This window comes from Allomuricauda sp. F6463D (assembly GCF_023015965.1).
GTDB lineage: Bacteria > Bacteroidota > Bacteroidia > Flavobacteriales > Flavobacteriaceae > Flagellimonas.
Genome location: NZ_JALKAN010000002.1, coordinates 352,192 through 366,603, shown reverse-complemented (window position 1 = coordinate 366,603; position 14,412 = coordinate 352,192). Strand labels below are relative to the sequence as shown.

Below are 14,412 nucleotides of genomic sequence, written 5' to 3'. Positions count from 1 at the left end.
TAACATGTCGTTGACGGGCTAATTTTGGTTGTTGATAACGCTACTTTTCTTTTAGAAAACATTTATATCTAGTTTTGAATGAATTAATTAGAAAATATTGATTTCTAAAAAAGAACTTCTTTTTCAAATAGTACTGCACATTTTGGTGCTCTTGTTTTTCTCATTTAATAGGAATACGGGAGCCCTAATGACGCATAAAGTTATATTTCTATTGTTCTATGGTGTTGCCACGGTAAGTATAACCTACTACCTAATGCCGCGCTTTTTGTACAAAAAGAAGTATTGGCAGTTTTTCGCGGGGGCTACTTTGGTTGTAATTGCGGTTATCATTGTGGAAGAAATGGTTTTAGAACCCATTTTATACCCAGGAACTAGAAGAGGGAACGAATTTCCCGGTATCTATGTATCACTTTTAGGTGTGCTACCGGTCATGTGCATCTTATCAGGATTTAAATTTGGATGGGATGCCTTAAAAAAACAAGCTCAGATTGATGAGCTGCAGACCACGATACAAGAGAGTGAACTACAATTTTTACGTAGTCAGATAAATCCCCATTTTTTATTCAATAACCTGAACAATCTCTATTCTTACGCATTGCAAGAATCTCCAAAAACACCAGAAATCATTTTGGAAATGAGTGGGGTTCTCCGTTATATGCTGTACGAGTCCAAAGAACAGTTTGTACCTTTAAAAAAGGAACTGGAGCAATTGAACAATTTTATCTTGTTGTACAAACTACAGATTGAAGATCGAGGTGAGGTTCATTTTGATGTGGACAAGATAGAAGACGAATATAAAATTGCCCCATTGATCTTGATCGTATTTATAGAGAATGCCTTCAAGCACAGCCAATCGGGTCAATCTACGGACATCAAGATTGATATATCCGTAAAACTGAAAAACGACACCTTGGAATTTTTGTGCAAAAACAATTACGAGCCAGGGTTTAGCCTGGATAGCGTAGCTAAGGGAATAGGACTAAAAAATGTAAAGAAAAGATTGGAGATACTTTATCCCAAAAAGTATATTTTGCAGATTGATGAAGCCGATAAAAGTTATACGGTTTATTTGAAGTTGGAATTGGAGAAAGTATAAAATAATGAGGTGTATTATTGTTGAAGACCAACCGCCAGCACAGCGAATTTTAAAAAAATTCATTCAGGACGTTCCTGCTTTGGAGTTGGTAGATACATTTTCAGATGGATTGAGTGCAATGGATTTCTTGAACAAAGAAGCCGTAGATTTAATGTTTTTGGATATCCATTTGCCAAAGATAAATGGATTGGATTTCTTAAAAAGTATTCCAGACCCTCCACATGTTATTTTGACCACCGCATTTTCCGAATATGCATTGGAGGGATACGACCTCAATGTTGTAGATTACCTACTAAAACCCTTTTCTTTTCAACGATTTTTACAAGCGGTTAACAAGGTAAATGTTAAACATGAGGGGGTCACTGCCAAAAACAATGGTAACTCGCTCACGGAAATCTATGTAAAATCCAGCCATGAACATATCAAGGTGATGGTAGACGATATTTATACAATAACATCGGACTCTGACTATACCGAAATCCATCTTGAGGATAAAATGATATTATCTAACGAACCACTACGCCATTGGGTGGAGGTTTTAGGGGGCAATCAATTTTATCAAATACACAAATCCCATATTATCAACACTAAAAAGATCGATAGGATTTCCGGTAATATGGTACACTTGACCAACGGAAGTAAAATACCTATGGGCAGGGCATACAAGGACAATTTCCTTAAAAGTATATTGCAATAAGGATGTCTAAAAGGTATTGAAATACGTCATTCTGAACTTGTTTCAGAATCCCATTATCTAGATAAACAAGCCAATATGAGAACCTGAAACAAGTTCAGGTTGACGAAAACCGACATTTTAGATAGCCCCTTTGTTTTTTGATCTATTTGGCAAAATAGATGTAAATCGAAATAACGATAAAACAAATCAGGACACTGGCTAATTTAGCGTGCTTCCAAGGCTCTATGGAAACTTGTTTAGTATATTCCAATTGGAACGGCTCTTTTCTTGGATAGAATTTTCCAATGATCAGCATAATGATGATGTTGGAAATGAATAATATGGCCATTACATGGAGGTAATGTGGGTAAGCACCAGATTCTACCAGATTTAGTTCGGCAGGGTCGGTAATCCCGTTTGCTTTGGCTTCGGCCAATGCATTGGCCACCATTTTGGGCCCAATAATAAACTGGCTGATAATATATAGGATAGATCCGGAAAGTATTCCAATTTTTGCTGCAATGGCAGGAACCCTTTTGGTGAGATATCCGATTACAATAATGGTGAAAATAGGTATACTGTAAATACCGTTGATTTCTTGGAGGTAGTTGAACAAACTGCCCGCATTGGCAATCATGGGAGCAATGAACATCGCAGCAAGTGCTAAACATACACCGAATATCTTACCGTATTTTACGACAGTCATTTCCGATGCATTTTTGTTGATGTGCTGTTTGTAAATATCTATACCGAACAAGGTAACAGAACTATTGAGTACACTGTTAAAGGAGCTCAAAATCGCACCGAACAATACTGCTGCAAAAAAGCCCATCAAAGGTTTTGGAAGTACGGCCCTAACCAGTTCCGGATACGCCAAATCGCTACTAGCAAGACCCCCTTCAAAATAATAATAAGCGATCATCCCGGGCAATACCAAAATTATTGGTCCCAAAATTTTTAGAAAAGCCGCTAATAAAAGGCCTTTTTGACCTTCTGCAAGGTTTTTTGCTCCAAGACCTCTTTGTATAATTTGTTGGTTGGTTCCCCAATAAAAGAGTTGAACAAGCATCATACCGGTAAAAATGGTAGAAAAAGGAACTTCTTGCCCAGGATTCCCTGTAGAATCAAAACGTTCCGGGTTCGCAGCCATTAGGGTTTCAAGTCCGCCCATTACACTGCCGTCACCAATGGCCATCAAACCAAAAACAGGAATTAGTATTCCACCGATAATGAGTCCAACCGCGTTGATACTGTCCGAAACAGCAACGGCCTTCAATCCTCCAAAAACGGCATAAATAGAACCTATAATACCAATGCCCCAAATACAAATGACCAAGGCAGTTGAATCCGATACGCCAAGTAGGGTCGGAACATCGAACATACCACTAATGGCTACAGAGCCAGAGTATAAAATTACCGGGAGCAGTACAACTACATAACCGGTAAGGAACAATCCGGAGGTTATGGTTTTTGTGGCCACATCGAACCGCTTGGCTAAAAATTGGGGAACGGTGGTTAAACCGCCTTTCAAGTAGCGTGGGAGCAAGAATAGAGCGGTAACTACAATGGCAAGCGCAGCTAAGGTCTCCCAGGCCATTACCGAAAGCCCGTCCTTGTAGGCGCTTCCATTAAGTCCAACTATTTGTTCCGTGGAAAGGTTTGTCAGTAACAACGATCCGGCAATTACCCCTGCCGTAAGGCTTCTTCCGCCCAAAAAATAACCATCTGATGAGGTTTCATCTGTTTTTCTAACGGACCACCAGGATATTATTCCTACTAAAAGTGTGAATCCCAAAAAGGAAATAAGTGCCATAAATTAAGATTTGATCTTGCAGACCTTAAGGTCTGGTCTAATATGTTGGTTTATTTTTTTTTTAGTAATACTCAAATATTGGGTTTAACCTATTTCTTATACCGTTGTGTTTTTAAGTTGAAGTGCCAGGGGTCGTTTTTCGTTTTCCCCAAATTAAAGTACATGACAATAAAATACTTAAAAAGACAAAATCAAAAGTGGATAGGTAGCATCCATAGATGCTAATATAGTTTGAATTTCTAAAAATAGTGGAAACAAACGAAAAAGCCTATAAACCAATTTATATAGAAAGTGACCCAAATCAAAAATTCAATGATAATTTTTTTCTAACAATTTTTTAATCTTAAAAAGACGGTGCTTTCCCATGAATTTGAGTTATTTGAAACAAATATTTATTATTTGTAAACTTTCCTTTTGAAAGTATGAGACAAAAAAAAACTGATTTAATCTTTGTTTTACACGCTTCGTTAGCTGCTTTTGGCACCTATTTTTGCATGTACGCCTTTAGAAAACCTTTCTCGGTTGCAACCTTTGAAGGGTTGGCTTTTATGGGGGTTGATTACAAAATCCTTTTGGTTATAACTCAGGTTTTGGGCTATGCACTTTCCAAATTTGTGGGTATAAAGGTAATATCCGAACTAAAGCCCGACCGTAGGTTGCTTTATTTGATCTTGTTGATTGTACTGGCCGAAATATCACTTTTATTGTTCGCCACGGTCCCGGCACCCTATAATATTGTTTTTATGTTGCTCAACGGATTTCCCTTGGGCATGATATGGGGTATTGTTTTTTCCTATATTGAAGGAAGACGGTTCACTGACATATTGGGCGTTGTTCTTTCTGCCAGTTTTATTGTTTCCAGCGGTGTGGTTAAATCTGTTGGACTCTATGTAATGAACACTTGGGGTGTAAGTGAGTTTTGGATGCCATCCGTAACAGGAGCCTTGTTCTTTTTGCCACTTTTGATTTGCTCCTACTTACTGCAAAGGGTGCCACCACCAACAGCAGAAGATATTGAGAGCAGGACGGAGCGTATTCCCATGACGGCCGATGATAGGCGTGGCTTGGTCAAAAAGTTCTTTTTTCCATTATTGCTTATTGTGGTGTTTTATACATTTTTGACCGCTTTTAGGGACTTCAGGGACAATTTTGCCCGGGAACTATGGGACAGTATTGGATATCAAGGGGATGCTTCTGTGTTTTCCACTTCGGAAATTATTATTGCCATAGTGGTACTACTTATCATAGGATCTATTTTCTATATTAAGGACAATTATAAGGCTTTGCTCACATACCATGCCCTGCTCATGTTGGGAACCGTTGTGCTGGCAGCAAGCACCATTATGTTCCAAATTGGGGTTCTAGATCCATTTATATGGATGGTGTGCACAGGTTTTGGACTTTACATATGCTACGTACCTTTCAATTGTCTCTTTTTTGATAGGTTTATCGCCACTTTTAAGGTAAGAGGAAATTCAGGCTTCCTTATTTATATAGCTGATGCCTTTGGATATCTGGGCAGCATATTGGTTTTGCTCTATAAGAATTTTGGACAGGCCAATTTGTCCTGGCTTAACTTTTTTGTTTACGGAACCTACGCAGTGGCCTTTATCGGTACTTGTGTTACTATGATATTGTTTCTTCACTTTGGAACGCGTCATAAAACAGAAAAACTTAACAATCAATTGGAATATGGACAACAAATATGATGCTGTCATTATAGGCGCTGGTATTTTAGGGACTTTTCATGCCTACCACGCACTGGAATTGGGCCTAAAAGTTTGTTTGGTGGAAAAAGATGCCTATCCGAAAGGGGCTACTACCCAAAATTTTGGACAAGTGGTTCCTTCTGGAATGAACACCAAATGGCAAAAATTTGGACGTGAGAGTCTTAGCATCTATAAAGAGATCCAAACCCAGTTTGATATCAGTATCCGACAAAATGGGAGTGTGTATTTGGCTTCCAACGAGGAAGAAGAACAATTGCTGATAGAGCTTAGGGCCATAAACAGCGGGAATGACTATGCATCTAAAATGCTCACCAAGAAGGAATGCTTGGCACAATATCCAGGGTTGCGAAAGGATTATGTAGTTTCCGGACTTTTTTTCCCAGAAGAAGTTACCGTGGAACCTAGGATTATGATCCATAAGCTTCAGGAATATTTAGTTGCTCACAAAGGATTGGAAATTAAGTACGATTTTCCAGTAGTTTCTTGCGAAAGAAACGGGGAATGGGTTTCAGTTCAAAACACCAAAAATGAAACAGTTTTTGGTAGCAAAGCAATTATATGCAACGGGAGCGATTTTAAAAACCTATATCCAGAGATGTTTGCATCCAGTGACCTCGAAGTTTCAAAACTGCAGATGATGCAAACCAAACCACAGGAGAATTACAAATTAAAAGGATCAATCTTAACGGGGTGGTCCATCAGGCGGTATGAAGCTTTTCATGAATGTTCATCGTTTGCAAAGATTAAGACAAATGAGCCGTTAGAAAGCCTTCAAAAAAAATGGGGCGTACATATCCTGTTTAAGCAAGCAGTGGATGGTTCCATTATCTTGGGGGATTCCCATCAGTATGCAGATGCCGACAAAGTTGAGGGTTTAGGGTATGATTTGGATATGGACATTGATAATTTTATGATAAATGAAGCCAAAAAAATCATTGATTTGCCAAACTATCAAATCCAAAAAAGATGGTATGGGATGTACTCACAATGTAAGAACAATGATATATTCCAAAAAACCATTGACGATAATATCCATATTGTAACAGGTATCGGAGGAAAGGGAATGACGGGTAGTGCTGGGTTCTCCAAAAAGAATATTGCCACAATTTTTTAATACATGGAAAATCAATTTATGAAAACAATACAACTAGCCGTTTTTGATATGGCAGGAACCACAGTAAACGAGGACAATGTAGTGTACAAAACAGTTAGGGCCGCGTTGGCCCAGCATGGAGTGGAGATTCCTTTGGACACAGTACTCGAATTTGGTGCTGGAAAAGAGAAATTCAAGGCCATCTCTGATATTTTGCAGGAGAACAAAACCAATAGTGTGGACCCTAAAGCAGTTTTTGAGGATTTTAAAAAAATGTTGGAGGATGCCTATACCAATCTCAATGTTACAACTTATGAAGGTGTTGAGGAGCTTTTCAAGAAATTGAAATCCAAAGAGGTGAAAGTGGTTTTGAATACAGGTTACGACAAAAAAACGGCGCAATCACTTTTGGATAAATTGGGTTGGGCTTCAGGTGATCAAATTGATGCTGTAATTACAGCAGATGATGTGGTCAAAGGAAGGCCATCTTCTGAGATGATTGATAAAGCCATGGAGATGTTCGGTGTCACCGAATCCGAAAATGTTTTGAAAGCTGGGGACTCTGTAATCGATATTGAAGAAGGCAAAAACGCTAATTGTGGATGGACCGTGGGTGTATTGACCGGTGCACAGACTCGCGAACAACTCACAACTGCTGAACCATCTACGATTTTGGATTCATTGGCTGATCTGGAAGAAGTATTGTTTCCTTGATCAAATAAAGAAATAGACCACCAACATTTTAGAGGGATTTTTTCCTCGGTTCATAGGCACATGGGGGATTCTACCATCAAAAAAAATGGAATCCCCTTCTTTTAAAAGTACTTCTCGGTCACCAATCTCGTAGTAGCACTCTCCCGTCAAAATATATTTGAACTCAAAAGCATCGGTAACCACCTTGTCACGTTCCGAGTTGGGCTGCACTTCCAAAAGCACACTTTCAAAACCAACGGAGTTCAATTGTTTTCCAAAAATGTAGTTATAGGTAAAGCCGATCGCCTCGGCTTCTTTCTCGATGATGGATTGCTCATCTTTACGAGTAACTAGAAAAACTTGTCCGTGTGCTTTGGGAATACCGTCAAAAAAATCGGTCATCTCCATTTCCAAGGCTTCCACAATCTTCAAAAAAACAGGTAGAGAGGGTATTGTTCGCCCATTTTCAATGCGGGAAATAAGTCCAGCCGTAACTCCTGCCCCAATGGCTATATCGTTAATGGTCTTTTTATTGTTCTTTCGGATTTGCTTAATTCTTTTTCCAATACCTATGAGATAATCCTCCATTTTATTAAGATTGAGAAATTTTAGTATTAATAATAATTTTTGATGGTTCAAGATCATAAAAAAATCTAGTTATAGGTTGATTAATTAAGCTTTTTTGTTAAAATCATAGTTTACAGAACCATATGATAAATTGAATATTTGTAAATAATAATTACATAACATTAAGCTGTTTATTTTAACCTTTCCGTATCATTTTTTTAATCTTATTGAAGGCGTGGCTTAACTCTAGTGTGGGATATTTGTTGATAAATAATTAACCATATTTTACAAATATTCAAAAAATGAAAAAATCGATTGTAGCATTTTTGCTTGCATTTACTGTAAGTATATTTAGCTATTCACAAGTCACCTTTTCAGGAAAGGTATTGGATGAAAACAGCGTACCGTTGCCAGGGGCATCGGTAGTTGTAAAGGGAGGGTCCACAGGGGTGGCCACTGACTTTGATGGAAATTTTGAAATTGAACTTCCACAAGGAGGAGAAATCTTGGTAGTATCCTATATAGGATATATACCACAAGATTTGGAAACAGCAGGAAAAACCACTGCAACTATTGTATTACAGCCAGATTCACAGCAATTGGATGAAGTGGTTGTTACCGCATTAGGTATTAAAAGAGAAACCAAAAAACTGGCTTACGCAGTGCAAAAGGTTTCCGGAGAAGAAATTTCCGAAGCTAAAGAAACCAATGTTGTTAACTCCCTTGCCGGAAAAATGGCCGGGGTACAAGTTACGGGAGGTAACTCTGGTGTAGGTTCATCTTCTCAAATTATCATTCGAGGAGAAAACTCATTAAACCCAAGCCCAAATGCCAACTCTCCACTCTTTGTGGTAGATGGTATTCCGATTAACAATAATGTAAACAATACTGGTAGCGAGGGGAACATGGGGGTTGATTATGGTAACGGTGCCATGGATATTAATCCGGATGATGTGGAAACTATGACGGTTTTAAAAGGTCCAAACGCAACCGCATTATATGGTTCCCGAGGTGCCAATGGAGTTGTGCTCATTACCACAAAATCAGGCCAGGGAGCAAAAGGTATTGGAGTTTCTATTACCCACAACACCACCTTTGAGGATTTATTGACGCTTCCAAAATATCAGAATCAATACGGACAAGGTTCTGGTAATCAGTTTGCTTTTAACGATGGAGGTCAGAATCGCTCGCTAACAGGCGGTGTAAACGATCATGTTGATGAAAGCTGGGGGCCAGCGTTGAACGGACAATTGATTCCACAGCACGATAGCCCAACATCAAGCGGATTGCGCGCCGGTGACGTTCACGTAAGGCCAAGAAATCCTGACGGAACTTTTGCCGATGACATCATAGCAACACCTTTTTCGCCACAACCAAATAACATTGATGATTTCTTTAGAACAGGTTTTACGATGAGTAATAACATTGCTTTAACAGGTTCCAACGAAGATGGAAATTTTAGGGTTTCTTTTACCGATTTGCAGAATGAAAGTGTTATCCCAAACTCCAACTTTAAAAGAAGATCATATCAAGTAAATGGATCTTATAATCTAACAGATTGGTTAAAAGTTACAGGTTCCATGAACTATATCAACTCCAATTCCCGTAACCGTCCTAACAACTCTTACGGAACAGAGAACATAATGTACTTGTGGATTTGGTTCGGTCGCCACATCAATATGAACAATTTAAGGGATTACTGGCAACCAGGGTTGGAAGGTGTTCAGCAGTTCAATTACAATTATAATTACCACGACAATCCTTTCTTTACAGTATTCGAGAACACCAATGCCTTTAATAAAGATAGGGTGATAACGAACTTAAGGGCGGATATGACATTGGCCAAAGGGTTGAGTTTGATGTTGCGTTCCGGTTTTGATTATTCCAACGAGACGGATATGCGAAAAAGAGCCTATTCCACACAGCGTTTCCCGAATGGTCAGTACAGGGAAGATTTCATATATGCCTACGAGCAGAACACGGATTTTCTTTTGGCGTACAATACGGAGCTGAACCAAGACTTTGATTTTGGAGTGTCCTTCGGAGGAAACAACCGTTCAGCAAAAAACAGATACCAGCGTATAAGTGCCAACTCATTATCCATTCCTGGTATTTACAACTTTGGTAATGCTGCAGAGCCATTGACCCAAAGCGATTATGACGGCAAGTTTACGGTAAACAGTTTGTATGCCTTCTCAAACTTGGCATATAAAGACTACGCTTTCTTGGATGTTACAGCCCGTAACGATTGGTCTTCTACACTTCCTGATGGAAACAACAGTTATTTCTATCCATCAGTTGGTGTAAGTTTTATCCTTTCCGATATGTTCCAAATGCCAGAAGCTATCAGTTTTGCAAAAATAAGAGGAGGCTGGGCCAGTGTTGGGAACGATACAACTCCATATAACTTGGCCGCAACATACGGATTTGGCAACACCTTTAATGGGTATTCAAGAGCTTATTCTCCGTCAGAATTAAAATTGGCGGATTTAAAACCAGAGCGTACCAATTCTTTTGAAGTAGGTGCCGATGTACGGTTCTTTGGCAACCGTTTAGGTCTGGATGTAGCTGCTTACAAATCTGTTACCAATAACCAGATTCTTTCTCTTCCTGTTTCAAATACATCAGGATATAGTTCTAGAATTATTAATGCTGGTGAAGTAGAGAACAAAGGTCTGGAAATTACCTTGACTGCAACCCCTGTTCAAACCGATAGCTTTAGCTGGAACACCAATATCAACTTTACCACCAACCGTGGCGAGGTAAAAGAGCTTACTGACGGTATGACGCAATACTTGGTAAAGCAGAATTACTTACAAGTTGTTGCAGAGGTTGGCGAACGTATGGGAGACTTATACGGAACAGGTTTTGAACAAGTAACCGATCAGAACAGCCCATATTTTGGACAATGGATCATTGATGGAGATTCCGGACTTCCGATCAGGAGCAATGAACTTAGAAATTTGGGTAACTACAATCCAGACTTTATGGTCGGCTTCCAAAACAGCTTCAGTTATAAAAATCTTCGGTTCGGATTCCTGTTCGATTGGAGACAAGGTGGGGTCTATCACTCAAGAACTGTTGCCATTGGAGGAACGACCGGTATGTTGGATTTTACCGTTCCAGGTCGTGAAACAGGTATCGTAGCCCAAGGTGTAGTAGACGACGGAAACGGAAACTACACCCCGAACTCGGTGAACGTTGCAGCATCAAACTACTACTCTCATGTTTACAACAGGGATAATGAGCAAAACTCTATGTTCGATGCTTCTTATGTAAAACTAAGAGAGGTAAAAATAGGCTACTCACTTCCTAGCAAATTGTTGGCAAACACACCGTTAAGATCCGCAACAATTTCGCTAGTAGGTCGTAATCTGGCTCTTTGGACCGAAAACGACCACGTAGATCCCGAAACCATTTCTTTCTCAGGAGGGAATATAGTCCCAGGTGTGGAAGATATGGCATTGCCAAGTACAAGAAGTTTTGGACTTAACCTTAACGTAGAATTTTAAAAAAAAAGAATTTAAGATAAAGAATGATGAAAACATCAAACTTCATAACATCCATCTTGTTTGCAGGAACCGTATTGGTTTCGTGTACGGACAATTTTGAGAGTATCAATTCAAACCCTAATGCTCCAGAACAAGTAAGTGCCAACTTGCTTACCTCCACAGTGACTTCCGAGATAACTCGTACGTTAACACAGGAAGGTTATAACGACGGGAATACTATCACTCAATTAATGGCAAAGAACAATTTTCCCGGTTTTAGCCAATTCGATTGGGGAGATCAAGGTATGTGGAATTTCTTTTATAACTATTTACCAGAAATCAATGATATATTGGAGATTTCCAGAACGGAAGGAACCCAAAATGCCACTTATGAAGGTATTGCCTTGACCATGAGGGCACTTAGCTTTGCTAATCTAACTGATTTATATGGCAATGTTCCATATTCAGAAGCAATGTCTGGAAGTTCCGACGGTATCTTTACTCCAGTTTACGATGATCAAGAAACTGTTTACAATGGAGTGCTTCAAGATTTGGCCGATGCCGATGCTGCATTGGCCCAAGGAGATGCAATAACTGGTTCCACAGGCGACGTTATTTACGATGGAGACGCATCAAAATGGAGAAAATTGGCAAATTCCCTACGTCTTCGTTACTTAATGAGAATCTCCAAGCAAAGAGATGTTTCTGCGGAAATGCAGGCCATAGTAAGTGCGGGAAATTATATTACTTCCAATGATGATAACGCTGTACTTGTATACAGTGGAACCTCAAATAATGATTCTTGGCCAGAAAGTACCGGACGTATCGGTGGTTTTGATGAGAAAAGTCTCTGCACCACTTTGTTGGGTTATTTTGAAGATTTCAACGACCCTAGATTGGATGTTTGGTTCGATCAGAACAGTGACGGAGAATGGGTAGGTATCCCCATTGGTCTTAACCAAGATAATGCACGTGCCTATGATGATGAATTTAGCCCCAGCCGATTGGATGTAGAATTGTTCTATTTCGCTTCAACAGCAGCTGAAGCTTTCATAATGAAAAATTCTGAGGTGCAATTTATTTTGGCAGAAGCGGCCGAAAGAGGTTTTATTGCCGGAAGCGCCGAAGATTACTACAATGCCGGAGTCAGAGCAAGCTTGTCTTATTGGGGTATAGCCGACGAGGACATTGAAACCTATTTGGCGGAACCAACAGTACAGTACGATGGTTCTTTGGAATTGCTTTTGACTCAAAAGACCATTGCTCTTTGGAATGTGGATTATCAAGGGTGGATGGATTACAGAAGAACTGGAATGCCCGCGTTGGAGACAGGTCAGGATGATTTGAACGGAGGACGCTACCCAGTTCGTTTCCTATACCCATCATCCGAGCAAACCCTAAATACAGCCAATTATGAAGCCGCTGTAAAGGCCATGGGAGGTGAAGGCGATAACATCAACACACCAAGTTGGTGGGAAACAGGAACAAGATATTAGAATAAAATTGTTCATATAACAAACCATTGGTTGCCCTGTTTTGCAGGGCAGCCTTTGTAGTTAAAAACAGATAGCATGCCTAAAAAACTACTATTACCCATATTACTTGCCGTTTTGGCAGTATCCTGCTCTACAAAAGAACGTGAATCACTAGATGTTGAGCATATAGTTGTCATCGGGATAGATGGAATGAGCCCTAACGGTATTCAAAAAGCAAACACCCCCACTTTGGACTCCATGATTCAGAATGGAGCGGCCACAATGCATGCAAGGTCAGTACTTCCATCAAGTTCCAGTCCTAATTGGGCCAGTATGATAATGGGAGCCGATACCGAGCAACACGGTGTAACCTCGAATGGCTGGGAAAAGTTCGACCATCAATTACCTCCCGTAGTGGTTACCGAAAATGGAACGTTTCCCACAATTTTTACACTTTTTAAAGACCAACAACCCGAAGCGCACGTTGGAGCCATTTACGATTGGGACGGATTCGGTCGCTTATTCGAAAAATCTGATGTGGATTTTGATATTGATGGGGACCATGAAGATAAAACAACCGAGGAAGCGGTCAACTACATTAAAGCGCACACGCCAAAATTTACTTTTGTGCACCTAGATCATGTGGACCATGCGGGCCATGCTCAAGGTCACGGCACCCCTGATTATTACCAATCGGTGGAAAAAGCAGATTCCCTGATTGTCGAAATCGTGAACGCAACGAAAGATGCGGGCATATTCAAAAAAACAATGTTCATAATATCTGCCGATCACGGTGGATTGGGATTTGGACACGGAGGAGAAAGCTTGGCAGAAATGGAAATACCATTCATTATGTACGGAGCAGGCATCAAAAAAGGATATCAGATAGAAGAAACCGTTTATCAGTACGACAATGCACCGACGGTTGCCTACGCTATGGACTTGCAAACACCTCAAGCATGGATAGGGAGGCCTATCAAAGGTGCTTTTGTGGGAAATGAAGCGCCAAAACTCATCTATAAGCGCAAGGAACAAATAATCCAACCAAAGATTTTTCCAGATGCTGGCTATTTTGAACCATCGGGAGGTGTTTTTAAAGCGGATTCCGTTGCCGTGATCATTCAAAACCCCAACAATGTAGGTGAAATAAGGTATACCATTGGAAACACGGTTCCATCTTTTGAAAACAGTGAGTTTTATCGAGATACTTTCTATTTAAAAAACACGGAGATCATTAAAGCGGGGATTTTTCAAGATGGCCAATTGGTAAGCACGGTTGCCGAAGGAAACTTTAGAATTGTTTCAAAAACAAAGCAGGATCCAGTTAAATTTCAACTGTATCAGGTGAGTGGAATAGAAAAATTACCCGATTTTTCTGCTTTGGATCCAATTTATGAAGGCTTTGTAACTGAATTTTCGCATAAGCAGGCCATTTCAGAAGATGTTCCCCAAGAACAAGTAGCGTTGGCCTACGAAAGCTATTTGGACGTATTGGAAGCTGGAAATTATACCTTTTACACCAATAGTGATGATGGCAGTAAGCTTTATGTGAACGGAACCGAAATTGTGGATAACGATGGTGATCATGGGGTAATGGAGCGCAGCGGCTCATTGGAACTGGCAAAAGGAAGGCATTTGGTGCGTGTTGAGTTTTTTAATGGTGGAGGGGGCTATCATTTGGATGTAAAGTACACAGGGCCCAACATTCCAAAACAGATTGTGCCAGCAAACCATTTGTATAGAGAAAAGTAGGCATGCATTTTAACCTCAAAAAAACT

General features: G+C 39.9%; 10 protein-coding genes. 8 read left to right on the top strand and 2 right to left on the bottom strand.

Annotated features, from left to right (window positions below; genetic code table 11):
- The first annotated feature begins 187 nt into the window (after nt 1-187).
- The gene (locus MWU56_RS10135; RefSeq protein WP_247044213.1) at nt 188-1,096 is read left to right on the top strand and encodes a sensor histidine kinase; all 909 of its coding nucleotides are present in this window, start codon (nt 188-190) and stop codon (nt 1,094-1,096) included.
- Nucleotides 1,097-1,100: 4 nt separating this feature from the next.
- Nucleotides 1,101-1,793 (top strand): LytR/AlgR family response regulator transcription factor, encoded by a 693-nt coding sequence (locus MWU56_RS10130; RefSeq protein ID WP_247044211.1) that lies wholly within the window; start codon nt 1,101-1,103, stop codon nt 1,791-1,793.
- Between the two features lie 142 nt (nt 1,794-1,935).
- On the opposite strand, the gene MWU56_RS10125 is transcribed toward MWU56_RS10130, so the two are convergent.
- Nucleotides 1,936-3,585 carry a solute:sodium symporter family transporter gene (locus tag MWU56_RS10125; protein ID WP_247044209.1) on the bottom strand — a complete coding sequence of 550 codons (1,650 nt, stop codon included), beginning with the start codon at nt 3,583-3,585 and terminating at the stop codon, nt 1,936-1,938.
- A 422-nt stretch (nt 3,586-4,007) separates the two neighbouring features.
- On the opposite strand from MWU56_RS10125, the gene MWU56_RS10120 reads away from it, so the two are divergent.
- Genes MWU56_RS10120 through MWU56_RS10110 form a run of 3 tightly spaced genes read left to right on the top strand, consistent with a single transcriptional unit; the run spans nt 4,008 to nt 7,122 of the window.
- Nucleotides 4,008-5,294 (top strand): DUF5690 family protein, encoded by a 1,287-nt coding sequence (locus tag MWU56_RS10120; RefSeq protein ID WP_247044202.1) that lies wholly within the window; start codon nt 4,008-4,010, stop codon nt 5,292-5,294.
- Entirely contained in the window at nt 5,278-6,429 is a 1,152-nt protein-coding gene (locus tag MWU56_RS10115; protein WP_247044200.1) for a TIGR03364 family FAD-dependent oxidoreductase, read from the top strand. The genes MWU56_RS10120 and MWU56_RS10115 overlap by 17 nt, the downstream gene beginning before the upstream one ends.
- Nucleotides 6,430-6,447: 18 nt before the next feature.
- Entirely contained in the window at nt 6,448-7,122 is a 675-nt protein-coding gene (locus MWU56_RS10110; protein ID WP_247044198.1) for a phosphonatase-like hydrolase, read from the top strand.
- Here MWU56_RS10110 and MWU56_RS10105 read toward each other — a convergent pair whose 3' ends face one another.
- Nucleotides 7,123-7,689, bottom strand: a complete 567-nt coding sequence (locus tag MWU56_RS10105; RefSeq protein ID WP_247044195.1) for a helix-turn-helix domain-containing protein — start codon at nt 7,687-7,689, stop codon at nt 7,123-7,125.
- Nucleotides 7,690-7,970: 281 nt separating this feature from the next.
- Here MWU56_RS10105 and MWU56_RS10100 point away from each other — a divergent pair, with 281 nt between their 5' ends.
- The 3 genes from MWU56_RS10100 to MWU56_RS10090 all read left to right on the top strand — a co-directional run bounded on the left by MWU56_RS10100 (nt 7,971) and on the right by MWU56_RS10090 (nt 14,386).
- Nucleotides 7,971-11,180, top strand: coding sequence for a SusC/RagA family TonB-linked outer membrane protein (locus MWU56_RS10100; RefSeq protein ID WP_247044194.1), 3,210 nt, complete (start codon nt 7,971-7,973; stop codon nt 11,178-11,180).
- 23 nt (nt 11,181-11,203) lie between these two features.
- On the top strand, nt 11,204-12,655 hold the full coding sequence (locus MWU56_RS10095) for a SusD/RagB family nutrient-binding outer membrane lipoprotein (RefSeq protein WP_247044193.1): 1,452 nt from the start codon (nt 11,204-11,206) through the stop codon (nt 12,653-12,655).
- Between the two features lie 75 nt (nt 12,656-12,730).
- Nucleotides 12,731-14,386 carry an alkaline phosphatase family protein gene (locus tag MWU56_RS10090; protein WP_247044192.1) on the top strand — a complete coding sequence of 552 codons (1,656 nt, stop codon included), beginning with the start codon at nt 12,731-12,733 and terminating at the stop codon, nt 14,384-14,386.
- Nucleotides 14,387-14,412: the final 26 nt, after the last annotated feature.